General features: G+C 37.5%; 17 protein-coding genes. 14 read left to right on the top strand and 3 right to left on the bottom strand.

Annotation, left to right across the window (positions count from 1 at the left end; translation table 11 throughout):
* The first annotated feature begins 129 nt into the window (after positions 1 to 129).
* From rimP to pnp, 11 genes are all read left to right on the top strand, one after another.
* The gene (rimP, locus tag AC4PG0_RS01950) at positions 130 to 597 is read left to right on the top strand and encodes a ribosome maturation factor RimP (RefSeq protein ID WP_003762048.1); all 468 of its coding nucleotides are present in this window, start codon (positions 130 to 132) and stop codon (positions 595 to 597) included.
* A gap of 29 nt (positions 598 to 626) precedes the next feature.
* Positions 627 to 1,745, top strand: coding sequence for a transcription termination factor NusA (nusA, locus tag AC4PG0_RS01945; RefSeq protein ID WP_003722453.1), 1,119 nt, complete (start codon positions 627 to 629; stop codon positions 1,743 to 1,745).
* A 14-nt stretch (positions 1,746 to 1,759) separates the two neighbouring features.
* On the top strand, positions 1,760 to 2,044 hold the full coding sequence (gene rnpM, locus AC4PG0_RS01940) for an RNase P modulator RnpM (RefSeq protein ID WP_003752263.1): 285 nt from the start codon (positions 1,760 to 1,762) through the stop codon (positions 2,042 to 2,044).
* The gene (locus AC4PG0_RS01935) at positions 2,037 to 2,336 is read left to right on the top strand and encodes a YlxQ family RNA-binding protein (RefSeq protein ID WP_492167494.1); all 300 of its coding nucleotides are present in this window, start codon (positions 2,037 to 2,039) and stop codon (positions 2,334 to 2,336) included. The genes rnpM and AC4PG0_RS01935 overlap by 8 nt, the downstream gene beginning before the upstream one ends.
* Before the next feature lie 22 nt (positions 2,337 to 2,358).
* Positions 2,359 to 4,707 (top strand): translation initiation factor IF-2, encoded by a 2,349-nt coding sequence (gene infB / locus AC4PG0_RS01930; protein WP_003771674.1) that lies wholly within the window; start codon positions 2,359 to 2,361, stop codon positions 4,705 to 4,707.
* The gene (locus AC4PG0_RS01925) at positions 4,704 to 4,982 is read left to right on the top strand and encodes a DUF503 domain-containing protein (RefSeq protein WP_003762053.1); all 279 of its coding nucleotides are present in this window, start codon (positions 4,704 to 4,706) and stop codon (positions 4,980 to 4,982) included. The genes infB and AC4PG0_RS01925 overlap by 4 nt, the downstream gene beginning before the upstream one ends.
* Positions 4,983 to 4,997: 15 nt before the next feature.
* Positions 4,998 to 5,342: a 30S ribosome-binding factor RbfA gene (gene rbfA, locus AC4PG0_RS01920; protein ID WP_010991497.1), complete on the top strand. Its 345-nt coding sequence runs from the start codon at positions 4,998 to 5,000 to the stop codon at positions 5,340 to 5,342.
* 96 nt (positions 5,343 to 5,438) lie between these two features.
* Complete coding sequence (truB, locus tag AC4PG0_RS01915; protein WP_492167495.1) at positions 5,439 to 6,353, top strand: tRNA pseudouridine(55) synthase TruB; 915 nt, start codon at positions 5,439 to 5,441, stop codon at positions 6,351 to 6,353.
* A gap of 70 nt (positions 6,354 to 6,423) precedes the next feature.
* Positions 6,424 to 7,368, top strand: a complete 945-nt coding sequence (locus tag AC4PG0_RS01910; RefSeq protein ID WP_194321254.1) for a bifunctional riboflavin kinase/FAD synthetase — start codon at positions 6,424 to 6,426, stop codon at positions 7,366 to 7,368.
* A 136-nt stretch (positions 7,369 to 7,504) separates the two neighbouring features.
* Positions 7,505 to 7,774 carry a 30S ribosomal protein S15 gene (rpsO, locus tag AC4PG0_RS01905; protein ID WP_003719603.1) on the top strand — a complete coding sequence of 90 codons (270 nt, stop codon included), beginning with the start codon at positions 7,505 to 7,507 and terminating at the stop codon, positions 7,772 to 7,774.
* A 247-nt stretch (positions 7,775 to 8,021) separates the two neighbouring features.
* Complete coding sequence (gene pnp, locus AC4PG0_RS01900; RefSeq protein WP_003771683.1) at positions 8,022 to 10,193, top strand: polyribonucleotide nucleotidyltransferase; 2,172 nt, start codon at positions 8,022 to 8,024, stop codon at positions 10,191 to 10,193.
* 41 nt (positions 10,194 to 10,234) lie between these two features.
* Here the strand turns inward: pnp and rsgA are convergent, their stop codons facing one another.
* The 3 genes from rsgA to AC4PG0_RS01885 form a co-directional block, all read right to left on the bottom strand.
* Positions 10,235 to 11,275 carry a ribosome small subunit-dependent GTPase A gene (rsgA, locus tag AC4PG0_RS01895; RefSeq protein WP_492167496.1) on the bottom strand — a complete coding sequence of 347 codons (1,041 nt, stop codon included), beginning with the start codon at positions 11,273 to 11,275 and terminating at the stop codon, positions 10,235 to 10,237.
* A gap of 163 nt (positions 11,276 to 11,438) precedes the next feature.
* Positions 11,439 to 11,918, bottom strand: coding sequence for an endolytic transglycosylase MltG (locus tag AC4PG0_RS01890; RefSeq protein ID WP_003762065.1), 480 nt, complete (start codon positions 11,916 to 11,918; stop codon positions 11,439 to 11,441).
* A gap of 27 nt (positions 11,919 to 11,945) precedes the next feature.
* The gene (locus AC4PG0_RS01885) at positions 11,946 to 12,302 is read right to left on the bottom strand and encodes a hypothetical protein (RefSeq protein WP_010991501.1); all 357 of its coding nucleotides are present in this window, start codon (positions 12,300 to 12,302) and stop codon (positions 11,946 to 11,948) included.
* Positions 12,303 to 12,499: 197 nt separating this feature from the next.
* Between AC4PG0_RS01885 and rpmG the strand changes: the two genes are divergently transcribed.
* The 3 genes from rpmG (at position 12,500) to AC4PG0_RS01870 (ending at position 14,881) form a co-directional block, all read left to right on the top strand.
* Positions 12,500 to 12,649, top strand: coding sequence for a 50S ribosomal protein L33 (gene rpmG, locus AC4PG0_RS01880; RefSeq protein ID WP_003719608.1), 150 nt, complete (start codon positions 12,500 to 12,502; stop codon positions 12,647 to 12,649).
* Between the two features lie 55 nt (positions 12,650 to 12,704).
* On the top strand, positions 12,705 to 13,244 hold the full coding sequence (locus tag AC4PG0_RS01875) for a 5-formyltetrahydrofolate cyclo-ligase (RefSeq protein ID WP_003762069.1): 540 nt from the start codon (positions 12,705 to 12,707) through the stop codon (positions 13,242 to 13,244).
* A 98-nt stretch (positions 13,245 to 13,342) separates the two neighbouring features.
* Positions 13,343 to 14,881, top strand: coding sequence for a rhomboid family intramembrane serine protease (locus AC4PG0_RS01870; protein ID WP_003766750.1), 1,539 nt, complete (start codon positions 13,343 to 13,345; stop codon positions 14,879 to 14,881).
* Positions 14,882 to 14,888: the final 7 nt, after the last annotated feature.

Genomic DNA, 14,888 nt, shown 5'->3' with positions numbered 1-14,888 from the left:
ATACTACGATAACTCAGCCAAGCGTGGGCCAATGCCCACGCTTTCGTTTTGCAAATCTGTCAAAGAGTCACCTGTGGCAGAAGTAGGGGACGAATTAGCTGGAAAAGCGTATCTCTTAAGGAGGCTGAAATGAGTAAAGTACTAGAACAAGTAGAAGCAATTGTTGCGCCAATCACGGATGAACTTCAATTGGAGCTTGTAGACATTGCGTTTGAAAAAGAAGGTCCAAACTGGTTTTTGCGAATTTTTATTGATAAAGATGGTGGCGTAGACATTGATGAATGCGCAGCTGTAAGTGAAAAAGTTAGCGAAAAAATGGATGAATCTGACCCAATTACACAAAATTACTTTTTGGAAGTTTCATCACCAGGGGCTGAACGTCCGCTGAAGAAAGAGCAAGATTTTGAAAATGCGGTAGGTAAATATGTCCATGTGACTTCTTATGAACCAATTGATGGTCGTAAAATGTGGGAAGGGACGCTTGTTAGTTATGACGGCACGACACTTGTCATTACTATCACAGATAAAACACGCAAAATCACTTGTGAAATTCCAAAAGACAAAGTAGCCAAAGCAAGACTCGCAATTCAATTTTAAAAAGCAAAGAATAAGGAGCTGAATAAAAAATGAGCACAGAATTATTAGATGCTCTTCATGTGTTAGAACATGATAAAGGTATTTCAAGAGAGGTTTTAGTGGAAGCGATTGAAGCTGCTCTTACTTCTGCATATAAACGAAATTTCAAAGATGCACAAAATGTACGCGTAGATTTAAATATGGAAAACGGTTCTATCCGTGTATTAGCTAGAAAAGAAGCGGTAGAGCAAGTATTTGACTCTCGTCTTGAGATTTCGATGGAAGAAGCGCACAAACTGAATCCAGTATACAAACCAGGCGACGTCGTGGAACTTGAAGTAACACCGAAAGATTTTGGACGTATCGCTGCTCAAACAGCGAAACAAGTCGTTACTCAGCGTGTTCGTGAAGCTGAACGTGGCATCATTTACGATGAGTTCATCGACCGTGAAGATGATATTATGACTGGTATTGTTGAACGTCAAGATTCTCGTTTTATCTATGTAAACCTTGGTAAAATCGAAGCCATTTTATCTCAAAACGAACAAATGCCAAACGAAACTTACCATGCACATGACCGCATCAAAGTGTATTTAACAAAAGTAGAAAAGACTACAAAAGGACCACAAATCTTTGTATCCCGTACACATCCTGGCTTACTTAAACGTCTTTTTGAAATGGAAGTACCTGAAATTTATGATGGCGTTGTAGAAATCAAATCAGTTGCTCGTGAAGCTGGAGATCGTTCAAAAATCTCTGTTTACACAGCAAATGAAGAAGTAGATCCAGTTGGCGCATGTGTAGGACCAAAAGGCGCACGTGTACAAACAATCGTCAATGAACTTAAAGGCGAAAAAATCGACATTGTTGAATGGTCAGAAGATCCTTTCACATTCGTAGCCAATGCACTTAGCCCTTCCAAAGTGCTAGATGTTATTGTAAACGAAGCAGACCAAGCTACAACCGTTATCGTACCGGATTATCAGTTATCACTTGCAATTGGTAAACGTGGTCAAAATGCCCGTTTAGCAGCGAAATTAACTGGCTGGAAAATCGATATTAAAAGCGAAACAGTTGCAACTGAACTAGGCATCTATCCTCGTAATGACGTAGAAGCGCCAGAAGTTGAAGAAGCAGAGAGCGAAACTTTTACAGAAGATGAAGAGTAAAAAGGAGAATTATCATGCGTAATAAAAAAATCCCCCTTCGAAAATGTATTATTACCGGTGAACGCTTGCCAAAAGGCGAACTTCTTCGTATTGCGTATTCGAAAGACGGAGCGCTTACGATAGATCCTACTGGAAAAGCCCCTGGACGCGGTTTTTACATTGTTAAAAATGTAGAAGCTTGTGAAAAAGCGAAAAAGAAAAACGCTATTTTTCATCAACTAAAAATGCCGGAACAAGAGTCCTTTTATGATGAGCTAATTGCTTATGTGAAGACTCTCGAGGAACCAACTAATGGATAAAAAAGCACTTTCCTTATTAGGCCTTGCTAACCGAGCACGTAAAATTACCACTGGTGAAGAATTAGTACTAAAAGCAGTTAGAAATGGGAAAGCGGAACTCGTTCTCATTTCAGAAGATATATCCGAAAAAACCGAGAAAACAATCCGCAACAAGTGTGAATACTACAATGTTGTCGTGAAAAAGGCCGGTACCCGGGAAATGATAGGGGGTGCAATCGGCAAAGATACACGTGCAATAGTTGCAATACTTGATAAAGGATTTGCTAATAAGTTAGCAGAATTACTCGGTTGAATCTTATACGGAGGTGTACGACATGAGTAAAGTTCGTGTATATGAATATGCAAAAGAACATCAAGTATCAAGTAAAAAAGTCATTGAAGCATTAAAAGACTTAGGTATTGAAGTGGCAAACCATATGTCCACTATTAATGAAAATGCGTTAAGACAATTAGATAATGCTATCGATGGTACAAATAAAAAAGCCGAAGCACCCAAGAAAGAAACTACTAGCAACGAAAATGGAAATAGTAAGGGGCCAAACAAACCAAATATGACAAATAGTAATGAAAAGTCGAATAAACCAAATAAACCAGCAGGACAAGCTAATAAACCAGCAACTGCAAACAAAAGCCAAGGTGCAAAACCAGCGACAAATAAACCAGCAAACACAAGTAATCAGACACAATCAAGCGGCAATAAGCAACCAGCTGGCGGACAAAAACGCAACAACAATAACAACAGTAATCGTCCAGGAGGCGGCAATCCAAACCGTCCAGGCGGTAACAATCGTCCGAATCGTGGCGGCAATTTTAACAATAAGGGCCGTAACACGAAGAAAAAAGGTAAATTAAACCACAGTACAGTACCACCAACACCGCCGAAACCAAAAGAACTTCCTGAAAAAATCGTTTTCAGCGAATCTCTAACAGTAGCGGAATTAGCGAAAAAATTATATAGAGAACCATCTGAACTAATCAAAAAACTATTTATGCTTGGTGTTGTTGCAACAATTAACCAATCATTAGATAAAGATGCAATCGAATTAATTTGTGATGACTACGGTGTGCAAGTAGAAGAAGAAATCAAAGTCGATGTAACAGACTTAGATGTTTACTTTGAAAATGAACTAAATGAAGCTGTTGACGAGTCTAAACTTGTTGAACGCCCACCAGTTGTTACGATTATGGGTCACGTTGACCATGGTAAAACAACTTTACTAGATTCCCTTCGTAATACAAAAGTTACTTTAGGAGAAGCTGGTGGTATCACACAACATATTGGTGCTTATCAACTAGAAATTCACGATAAAAAAATTACTTTCCTTGATACACCAGGACATGCTGCGTTTACAGCAATGCGTGCTCGTGGTGCGCAAATTACTGATATTACGATTTTAGTTGTAGCAGCAGATGATGGCGTTATGCCACAAACAATTGAAGCAATCAACCACGCGAAAGCTGCGGGAATGCCGATTATTGTTGCTGTTAATAAAATTGATAAACCACAAGCAAATCCAGACCGCGTAATGCAAGAATTAACTGAGTATGAATTAGTTCCAGAAGCTTGGGGCGGCGATACAATTTTCGCACCAATCTCAGCTAAATTTGGTGAAGGTCTTGAGAACTTGTTAGATATGATTTTACTTGTTTCTGAAGTAGAAGAATTAAAAGCAAATCCAGATCGTCGTGCAATTGGTTCTGTTATTGAAGCAGAACTTGATAAAGGCCGTGGTCCAGTTGCGACTTTACTAGTACAAGATGGAACGCTTAATATCGGGGATCCAATCGTTGTAGGGAATACTTTTGGTCGTGTTCGTGCCATGGTTAATGACTTAGGCCGTCGCGTGAAAAAAGTTGGACCTAGTACACCAGTTGAAATCACTGGATTAAATGATGTGCCACAAGCTGGCGATCGCTTCGTTGTTTTTGAAGATGAAAAAACAGCAAGAAACATCGGGGAAACTCGCGCAAGTCGCGCACTTGTAGCTCAACGTTCAGCAACAAACCGCGTAAGTTTAGATAACTTATTTGAACATATGAAAGCTGGCGAAATGAAAGAAGTTAACGTTATTATCAAAGCAGACGTTCAAGGTTCTGTAGAGGCCCTTGCTGCGTCACTTCGCAAAATTGACGTAGAAGGCGTTAACGTTAAAATTATTCATACTGCCGTTGGTGCAATCAATGAATCAGATATTACTCTAGCTGCAGCTTCTAATGCAATTATTATTGGATTTAACGTTCGTCCAACAACACAAGCTCGTGAAGCAGCGGAAAACGAAAGTGTAGATATTCGTTTACACCGTGTTATCTATAAAGCAATTGATGAAATTGAAGCAGCAATGAAAGGTATGCTTGACCCAGAATTCCAAGAAAAAATTATTGGTCAAGCGCAAGTTCGTCAAACAATCAATGTTTCTAAAGTGGGTACAATTGCCGGCTGTTACGTAACAGATGGTAAAATTACTCGTGATAGTGGCGTTCGTATTATCCGTGACGGAATCGTTGTTTTTGAAGGCGAAATTGCAACACTTAAACGCTTTAAAGATGATGCGAAAGAAGTAGCAAAAGGTTACGAATGTGGTATTACAGTTCAAAACTTCAACGATATTAAAGAAGACGATGTAATCGAAGCATACGTTATGGAAGAAATTGAAAGAAAATGATTCAATCAGTAATTAGTGAATTTTTCATGCAGGAACCACAAAACCTTAAAGAAAAACGCGCTATACTGCAACGAATTTTAACGAGAACAAAGCAAAAATTTAATATCTCCATTGCAGAAACAGATTATCAGGATTTATGGCAGCGAACTGAAATTAGCTTTGCTGTTGTATCCGCCTCGCATATCCAAGCTGAAAAAGAAGCTAGAGAAGTACTTGCTTTTCTAGATTCTTTTCCAGAGTGGGAGCGAGCTGAGACAGTAATGGAGAAGTTATAAAAGAGGTGAATACAATTGAACGTACGAGCAAATCGTGTCAGTGAACAAATGAAAAAAGAATTGGGCGATATTTTAAATCGTAAAATCAAAGACCCTCGCTTAGGTTTTGTTACTGTAACGGGAGTAGATGTTACTGGGGACTTACAAGAAGCTAAGGTGTTCATTTCCATTCTTGGTACCGATAAGGAAAAAGAAAATACGTTACTCGCACTTGAGAAAGCGCATGGCTTTATCCGCTCTGAAATCGGTCGCCGTATTCGACTTCGTAAAGTTCCAGAAATGTCTTTTGAAATAGATAATTCCATCGCTTACGGAAATCGAATCGATGAATTGCTTCGTGACTTAAATAACGATCAATAATAAATAAAAGTTTAAGGCAATCCCTTTATCTTCTCATTCAAACGGGATGTAAGTGGAGAATTGTCTTAAACTTTTTTTCTTAGAAGGAGGAGCTAGATGAACGGCATTATCCCACTGTGGAAAGAACGCGGAATGACAAGTCATGATTGCGTTTTTAAATTAAGAAAAATTTTACATACAAAAAAGGTCGGCCATACCGGGACTCTTGATCCAGAAGTGGAAGGCGTTCTCCCAATTTGTATCGGACGTGCAACAAAATTGGCGGAATACGTAACAGATGAAGGTAAAGTTTATGTAGCTGAAATAACATTAGGAAAATCCACAACAACAGAAGATGCCACGGGGGAGACGGTTGAAACAAAGGACATAGCCGAAATTTCAGCAGAAGAACTTCAAGCTGCCCTTACAAAGCTGACCGGAAAAATCACACAAATTCCACCGATGTTTTCAGCCGTAAAGGTTAACGGTAAGAAGTTGTATGAATATGCAAGAGCAGGAATAGAGGTAGAACGACCATCCAGACAAGTGGATATTTATTCATTAGTCCGTTTAGATGGCGTCAGTCCGCTAACTGAATCAAATCCGACTTTTAAATTAGAAATTTCATGTGGTAAAGGAACATATATCCGCACATTAGCTGTCATGATCGGCGAATTGCTGGGGTATCCAGCCCATATGTCCAAACTAGAACGGACCCGTAGCGGCTTTTTCAAAAAAGAAGATTGTCTAACCCTGGCAGAAATTGATGAAAAGATGCAAGCAAATGATACTGATTTTTTATATCCGCTTGAAAAAGGCATTGAATCCATGGCAAAACTAGAAATAGATGAAGAAATACACGCAAAAGTTTTAAACGGTGTATTATTACCAAAATCTTTATTCCAAACAGTTGAAAACGAACCTCGTGTCGCACTTATTTTTCAAGAGAAATTAACGGCGATTTATAAACCACACCCGGAGAAACAAGATCTCTTTAAACCGGAAAAAGTCATTGAGTTACAACAAGCATAGTAATTGCGACTGCAACTTTCTTATATTATGATATTAGAGGAATTCGAATTTAGAGGAGAAGTGGCAAAAAATGAAGACGATATACTTACATCATCCAATTACAACGGATGAATGGACTGACGTAAAAAAAGTAATGGCACTTGGGTTCTTTGATGGGGTTCATTTAGGTCATCAAGCAGTCATTAAACAAGCGAAACAGATTGCTGAAGAAAAAGGACTTCAAACAGCAGTATTGACGTTCGATCCACACCCATCTGTCGTTTTAAGCAATATTCGGAAACAAGTGAAATATTTAACGCCACTCGAAGATAAAGCAGAAAAAATGGCTAATCTTGGCGTTGATATAATGTATGTAGTTCGCTTTACTACACAGTTTTCAGAGCTGTCCCCCCAAGCGTTTGTTGATAAATACCTCGTTGCATTAAATGTAGAACATGTTGTAGCTGGTTTCGACTATTCGTATGGAAAAAAAGGCGAAGGAAAAATGACGGAATTAGAAAACTACGCAAATGGTCGTTTTGAAGTAACTATTGTGGATAAACAAACAGCTGCTAGTGATAAAATAAGTTCAACTAACATCCGCCGAGCAATTACAGAAGGCGAACTGGAAGAAGCAAACCAATTACTAGGCTATCCTTATACAACAAAAGGAACCGTTATTCATGGTGATAAACGCGGCAGAACTATTGGATTCCCAACAGCAAATATACTTGTTAATGAAGATTATTTGATTCCAAAGCTTGGTGTCTATGCTGTGAAATTCCGTGTGAACGGTGAAACGCATCTTGGTATGGCGAGCATTGGTTATAACATTACTTTTAAAGATGACCAAGCATTGTCTATTGAGGTTTATATTCTGGATTTCCACCGCGAAATTTACGGCGAAGAAGCAGAGATTGAATGGTATCAATTTTTCCGCCCAGAACTTAAATTTAATGGGGTAGAAGGTTTGATTGCTCAGTTAGAAAAAGACGAGGAAGATACAAGAGCTTATTTTGCGAATTTAGAAGATTAAACGACTATTTTTGCTTGCTTTTGGAGGCTAAATAGTGTATCTTTAAATCTGTACGAACAGAACCATTACTTGGCTTTTGCGACTCACCGACGCTTGGCTCAGTAATCGGGGATATTTTAGAAGGAGGTGGAAAGAAATGGCTTTAACTCAAGAACGCAAAAATGAAATTATTGCAGAGTACCGTGTCCATGATACAGATACTGGTTCACCAGAAGTACAAATCGCTGTATTAACTGCTGAAATCAATAGCTTAAATGAACACGTTCGCGTACACAAAAAAGACCATCACTCTTACCGTGGATTAATGAAAATGGTAGGTCACCGTCGTAACCTATTAACTTACCTACGTAAAAAAGATGTTCAACGTTACCGCGAACTTATCAAACGTTTAGGTTTACGTCGATAAAAACCAGACGAAAGCGGGATACCAAAAGTTCCCGCTTTTTTTTGAGTATTAACTATACTAAATTTTGGAAAACACGCCGAAGAAATGAAACTTTATCGCATGAATCCAAAAACGTGCTTCAAAAATCGCTATTTTTAGCAGGTTTTTGGATTCATGTGTGCTTTAGAAAATCTAAAGTGTGCGTGAACATTCTTATGCATGGTAAAGTTTCTGGTTCGTGTTTTTCCTAATCAAAGGAGATTAAAATATGTCTGAAAAACAAGTATTTTCAACAGAATGGGCAGGTAAGACATTATCTGTCGAAGTAGGTCAATTAGCAAAACAAGCAAGTGGAGCAGCCTTAATTCGTTACGGCGATACTGTCGTTTTAACAGCTGCAGTTGGTTCAAAAAAACCACGTCCTGGCGACTTTTTCCCACTAACAGTTAACTATGAAGAAAAAATGTATTCCGTGGGTAAAGTTCCCGGTGGATTCTTAAAACGTGAAGGACGCCCAAGTGATCGTGCAACATTAACAGCGCGCCTAATTGACCGTCCAATCCGTCCATTATTTGCAGAAGGTTTCCGTAATGAAGTTCAAATTACTTCTACTGTATTCAGTGTGGATCAAGATTGTTCTCCAGAAATGGCAGCAATGCTTGGATCTTCTGTTGCCTTAGTTATTTCTGATATTCCATTTGAAGGGCCAATCGCTGGTGTTGATGTTGGTCGTATTGACGGAAAATACGTTATTAACCCAACTATTGAACAAGCAGAAAAAAGTGATATTAGCTTAACTGTTGCAGGAACTTATGATGCAATCAACATGGTAGAAGCTGGAGCAAAAGAAGTTTCAGAAGAAGCAATGCTTGAAGCAATTATGTTTGGACATGAAGAAATTAAACGCCTTTGTGAATTCCAACAACAAATTATCGCTGCAGTTGGTAAAGAAAAACGCGAAATCGAACTTTTCGTAAGCGATCCTGAACTTGAAGCAGAAGTAAAAGCAGCAAGTGAAGGTAAAATGAAAGCAGCTATCAAAACAGAAGAGAAAAAAGCTCGTGAAGCTGCAATTGAAGAAGTAAAAGAAGAAATTTTAGAAAGCTATAAAGCAAAAGAATTAGAAAATGAAGCAGAAATTCTTGGTGAAGTAGCTCATATTCTTGAAATGATTGAAAAAGACGAAATGCGTCGTTTAATTTCTCAAGATAAAATCCGTCCAGATGGTCGTAAAGTAAACGAAATTCGTCCACTTTCTTCTGAAGTTGGTATGCTTCCACGTGTCCATGGTTCAGGTTTATTCACTCGTGGTCAAACACAAGCTTTAAGCGTATGTACACTAGCGCCGCTTCGTGAACACCAAATCATTGACGGTTTAGGAACAGAAGAATATAAACGATTCATGCACCATTATAACTTCCCGCAATTTAGTGTTGGGGAAACTGGTCCTCGTCGTGCGCCGGGTCGTCGTGAAATCGGTCATGGTGCGTTAGGTGAACGTGCATTACAATATGTTATTCCTTCCGAAGAGGAATTCCCGTACACAATCCGTCTAGTATCAGAAGTTCTTGAATCGAACGGTTCTAGTTCTCAAGCAAGTATTTGTGGATCTACACTTGCAATGCTTGATGCTGGTGTTCCAATTAAAGCGCCAGTTGCTGGTATCGCAATGGGTCTTGTAAAACTTGGTGATGACTACACAATCCTTTCTGATATTCAAGGTATGGAAGATCACTTTGGCGATATGGACTTCAAAGTTGCTGGAACAAAAGATGGTATTACAGCACTTCAAATGGACATCAAAATTGATGGCTTAAGTCGTCAAATTTTAGACGAAGCATTAACACAAGCAAAAGAAGGTCGCTTGCATATCCTAGAACACTTAACAAGCACAATTAGCGAACCTCGTGAAGAACTTTCTGCGTATGCTCCAAAAATTATTACGCTTAATATCAAACCAGAAAAAATTAAAGATGTTATTGGACCTGGTGGAAAACAAATCAATGCAATCATTGAAGAAACAGGCGTAAAAATTGATATTGAACAAGATGGTACAGTTTACATTGCTTCACAAGATCAAGCGATGAACCGTAAAGCAATTGCTATCATCGAAGACATCGTTCGTGAAGTAGAAGTTGGAGAAGTTTACACTGGTAAAGTTCGTCGTATCGAAAAATTTGGCGCGTTTGTTGAATTATTCAAAGGTACAGATGGTTTAGTTCATATTTCTGAATTAGCACATGAACGTGTTGGTAAAGTGGAAGACATCTTAAAACTTGGCGATGAAGTAACAGTTAAAGTTATTGAAGTAGACCACCAAGGCCGCGTTAACTTATCACGTAAAGCATTGCTAGAGAAAAAAGAACAACCAGAAGGCGACAAAAAACCTCAAGCAGAGAAAAAATTCTACCCTAAAACAAAAAAGCCTGAGTCTAAATAATAGCAAAAAAGCAAGTAGTTTTTAACTACTTGCTTTTTTTATTATCTTTTTGGTCGTGTTTTTAAATGTGTTCGAAGTGATTTTTGAATCGTTTTCCAGCGATCCCGTTCTTGTCTGGCTAAAGCAGGGCTGTTTTTTCGAGCATGATAAGCCATTTCACGTTGTAATTTCTGCCAATTTTCATAATGTTTTAGCGAAAGCGTCCCATCTGATAATGCTTCCTGAACCGCACAGCCAGGCTCACTTGTATGAGAACAATCGTGAAAACGACAATCTTTACTTAATTCTTCTACGTCAGAAAATGTAGTTTCTAGACCAGCTTGATTTAAACCAATCCCGAATTCACGCATACCAGGCGTATCAATAATAATCCAACCATTAGCAAGCAAGTGCATTTCTCTATGAGTCGTTGTATGCTTTCCTTTACTATCATCCTCGCGAATCTCCGAAGTTTTCATCAGATCTGCTCCTGCAAGACTATTAATAAAGGAGGATTTACCAACCCCGGATGATCCGAGTAAAACGAGGGTGCTATTCGGCTTCAAATCAGCTTCCAGAGCTTCAAAACCACGGTGCGATAAATTATCTACATAATAAGTAGGAACGCCATAAGCGACCGTTTCGAGCTCCATAGTGAAGGGCGTAAGGTCATCAACTAAATCTGCTTTTGTTAAAATGATAATTGGCGTAGCACCACTATCCCAAGCAACCGTTAAATAACGTTCTAGCCTATTTAAATTAAAATCATGGTTCAAACTCATAACAATAAGCGCATAATCAAAATTTGCGGCAATTAATTGTTCCTCTGAATCCTTAGTCATTCGAGAAAAAATTGTTTTCCTTTGTAATACAGATAAAATTTGTTTCTCATTGCTTACTTCGACAAAATCGCCGACAGCTGGCAAATTAGAAGGGGATAATTCGTAAAAATTTCCTCGTTTAAGCGTGGCTAAAAATTCCCCATTTTCCGTTATAACACGATAAAAATCTCTAAATACCGCTGTAACTCTCCCGTATGAAGAAGTAGCAGCAATTTTTTGTTCTTCAAAAAAACTTGTAAAACCATATTTTTCAAGTATCAATTGTTTCGCTCCTTTGTAAGTCGGGAGCATTCTATAGGTAAAATACCCCCGTATTATTTATGAGGTTTTTCATTTTTACATTTTCCATATCTCATCATCCTTTCTTTCTTAAATAATAACAAAAAAAGGAAATAAGTTCTAGACTCATTTCCTTTTTTAATAATTAATCTTTATGTGTCAAGATTTTTGCGATTTTTTCATAATCCATGTCACTCTTGAGCGTATAACTACCGTCACGAATGTATTTTTCATAATTATTATCTCTTAAGTATTTATCGAACTCTGAAGAACTTTTAACGATACCATTTGCTTCAAGTTCGTCGCCAGCTTTGGAAGAGGGATCTCCTCTAGAAATCGTTAATGTATAGCTTTTTACTTTTTTAGCTTCTTCAGCTTTCTTTTTAGCAGCTTCTTCGGCTTTTTTCTTTGCGTCCGCTTCTGCTTGTTTATCTAATTCTTGTTGAGCTAATAATTTTTCGTATTTGCTTTTCCATGTTTTTGAGTTTTCATCAGAACCAGTTTTTTTTGATGTGACTTTAGTTTCATCTGCTTTGGTCTGAGTTGAGAAAAACTGATTATAAACCAGTAAGACAACGGCAGAAATTAAGAAACCTAGCGCCAACATCCGTAAGTTTTTCTTCACAGATAGGCTCCTCCTTTAAAATTTAAATCAATGTTTTAAATATTCTTCAATGATTTTTTCTACTTCTTCTTTAGGTAGGGATGACTGTTCAGCAATTTCTGAAGTTACGATTCCAGAAGTATAAAGGGTAATCACTTGTTTTTTCATCAATTCGCGAACTTTTGGACTTTCAGGAACTTGCTCAACCTCAACGGTAGGGGCATCCATTTTCATTGCTTTTTCTAATTCAGAGACACGTTGTTTTAATTCAAAGTTTTCTTGCATCCACTGAGCAGCAACATCTTCCAGTTCTTTTTCTAATTGCTTATTATCGCCTTTTTGTAAAAATGAAATGACAAACAGCGCAATAGCAGCAATTAATAAGATAATTATGACTGTGGTCATGGGTTTTATAAACACCTCTCTTCCATAAACTCTACTACTAGTTATAGCATAATTTAACATAAAACACCATCCGAAATAAGGTTTTGTAAAGAAAATAAAAAGAAAATGCATAGAGTCCTTGCAACAACTGTGTAAAAATGATATTATTATACAGGTTTAGTAAATAAATTCGTCAGTCGGAGTTGGAGGGAAAAATAATGCGCGTTAATATTACTTTAGAATGCACTGAATGCGGTGATCGTAATTATATCACTACTAAAAATAAGCGTGAAAATCCGGAACGTATTGAATTAAAAAAATATTGTCCAAGATTGCGCCGTGTAACTTTACACCGCGAAACTAAGTAAGCAGCAGGATCTCCATTCTGTTGCTTTTTTTATTATAAAAAAGGGGGAAGTCAAGATGGCAGACAAACACCTTATTCGAGAGAAAGTTTTGCGTAATTTAAACACTATTGATAAAGTAGAACACCGAGAACGTTCTATTAAACTTGCAGAAAAACTATTTCTATTACCAGAGTGGAATCAAGCAAAAGTAATCGGGATTACACTAGCAAGACATCCAGAGATTGAAACGGAAACAATAATACTTCAAGCGAAAAAAGAAGGAAAGACCGTTTTAATTCCAAAAACATTTTACCCAAGTAGAAAAATGGAATTTAAAAAAATGGATTCTAGTCATCCGCTTATTAAAACAAAATTTGGTATTTTAGAGCCTCATGAGTTAGCAGAAACAGTCGATAAAGATGCAATTGACTTATTAATAGTTCCAGGAGTTGTTTTTAATAAAGCACATTTTAGAATAGGTTTTGGCGGCGGCTTCTATGATAGATTTTTAGCCGATTTTAAAGGAGAAACAGTCTCTTTGTGTTTATATGAGCAACAAATAGAATTCACTCCAGAAAGCCATGATAAACCTGTTTCTATTCTTATTGAAGGATAGATAAAAATAATTCTATAGAAAATAGGGTGGATTGTTTACAACGCCCCTTTTTTTGCGTATAGTAGTAAATATAATTTGTAATGAAAGCAGGGAATTTTTTGAGCTTCCAAGAACAATATGTCTTCTGGCGCCTAACTAACTATTTCTTGGGTGTTGAAAAATACCGTTTGATCCATCTTCATGAGGAGAAACAAGAACTTTGGTTAGAAAATACCAGCCAGAAAAAAAGACCAGTCATCCGTATTCAGATGAAAGAATTAAGTTGGGCAAATGTGGTGGAACGTGATGTGACCCACACATTACATGTAACTGAAAACCTTCGTAAGCAAATGGGACGCTTAAAATTGCCTCTTGTTAATATATATATAACTCCATTTGAGCCTATGGGTGATATTTCGCCTTTTTTTGGACAAACTATTGCGTCTCCAAACGAAAAAGTGAAATTAGAAAATATATTACTTGCAAACGAGCAGATGCAGGAGCACCTTGAATTACTTATAAAAAAACTAGATGTACCAGAAGAAGCATTTATTCTTCCTAATGAAATAACAAAAGAAATGGTAGCAAAAGAACGCGAACAAGTAATCACTTATATTACTACTAAAGTAAATGAAGAACAAAAAGTAGCCAGAAATTCTAAACCAATTGTCACGTATTCATTTATTGGACTTATAGTTGCAGCATTTCTATGGGTTACCTTCCAAGGTGGCTCAACAGATACTTTTAACTTAATTAAATGGGGCGGTAAATTCAACCCACTTATTTATGCCGGGGAATGGTGGCGCTTTATTTCACCAATTTTTCTCCATAGCGGTCTAATTCATCTTGCATCCAATGCAGTAATGCTCTATATTGTTGGTGCTTGGGCAGAGCGTATTTATGGTAAATGGCGATATATTCTTATACTTCTTTTAGGTGGTATTTGTGGTAACATAGCAAGCTTTGCGTTAAATATGAATTTATCCGTTGGGGCTAGCACGGCAGTTTTTGCTGTAATGGGTGCACTGTTATATTTAGTTGTATTAAAACCAAATCTTTATGCGAAAACAATTGGAACAAGTATTGCTTCCTTAGTAGCGATTAATCTACTGATAGATGTCTTCTCTACGCAAATTGATATTGCTGGCCACATTGGTGGATTAGTTGGCGGATTTTTACTCGCGGGAGCATTATCATTACCGAAACAATTTTTCCATTGGCGTAGACTTGCTTATGGAGTATCCCTTGTTGCAGTAGCTATCCTCTTTTTATATTTTGGTTTCCAAAAAGGGGAACAGCCTTATGATCCTATGCCAGCCAATATAGCAGTTCAACAATATTTGCAAGAACATAACAAAGAAGAAGCTACAAAAATTATAGATAATTTAATTGAAAGCGGAAGTGCTGATGGCTATTCTTATACTTATGCATCATCTATTGCTTTACAAAATAAGCAAATAGATAAGGCAGAAGATATGGCGAACGAAGCAATTAGTCTGGATAACGACATCCCAGAAGCCCATTATTATTTATCTTTTTGTTATAGAGTACAAGGTAATATAGAGGGCGCCCTTAAAGAAGCCGATACTGCTAAACAATTATCCAGTAATCCGTTTTTTGATTCTTATTATGATGAGTTAGAAAAAAGCAAAGAATAAGAGGTTT

It is taken from the genome of Listeria sp. MAN/IMW/UF464 (genome assembly GCF_058683955.1).
The sequence above is the reverse complement of the archived record's forward strand: the minus strand, read 5'-3'. Positions and strand labels throughout refer to the sequence as shown.

Excerpts from the sequence above, each read along its gene's own strand:
- AC4PG0_RS01875 (WP_003762069.1), top strand. The coding sequence starts at position 12,705 with ATGGCAGACAAACACCTTATTCGAGAGAAAGTTTTGCGTAATTTAAAC.
- pnp (WP_003771683.1), top strand. The coding sequence starts at position 8,022 with ATGTCTGAAAAACAAGTATTTTCAACAGAATGGGCAGGTAAGACATTA.
- AC4PG0_RS01885 (WP_010991501.1), bottom strand. The coding sequence starts at position 12,302 with ATGACCACAGTCATAATTATCTTATTAATTGCTGCTATTGCGCTGTTT.
- rimP (WP_003762048.1), top strand. The coding sequence starts at position 130 with ATGAGTAAAGTACTAGAACAAGTAGAAGCAATTGTTGCGCCAATCACG.
- AC4PG0_RS01910 (WP_194321254.1), top strand. The coding sequence starts at position 6,424 with ATGAAGACGATATACTTACATCATCCAATTACAACGGATGAATGGACT.
- rpmG (WP_003719608.1), top strand. The coding sequence starts at position 12,500 with ATGCGCGTTAATATTACTTTAGAATGCACTGAATGCGGTGATCGTAAT.
- infB (WP_003771674.1), top strand. The coding sequence starts at position 2,359 with ATGAGTAAAGTTCGTGTATATGAATATGCAAAAGAACATCAAGTATCA.
- rpsO (WP_003719603.1), top strand. The coding sequence starts at position 7,505 with ATGGCTTTAACTCAAGAACGCAAAAATGAAATTATTGCAGAGTACCGT.
- truB (WP_492167495.1), top strand. The coding sequence starts at position 5,439 with ATGAACGGCATTATCCCACTGTGGAAAGAACGCGGAATGACAAGTCAT.
- rnpM (WP_003752263.1), top strand. The coding sequence starts at position 1,760 with ATGCGTAATAAAAAAATCCCCCTTCGAAAATGTATTATTACCGGTGAA.
- nusA (WP_003722453.1), top strand. The coding sequence starts at position 627 with ATGAGCACAGAATTATTAGATGCTCTTCATGTGTTAGAACATGATAAA.
- AC4PG0_RS01925 (WP_003762053.1), top strand. The coding sequence starts at position 4,704 with ATGATTCAATCAGTAATTAGTGAATTTTTCATGCAGGAACCACAAAAC.
- AC4PG0_RS01935 (WP_492167494.1), top strand. The coding sequence starts at position 2,037 with ATGGATAAAAAAGCACTTTCCTTATTAGGCCTTGCTAACCGAGCACGT.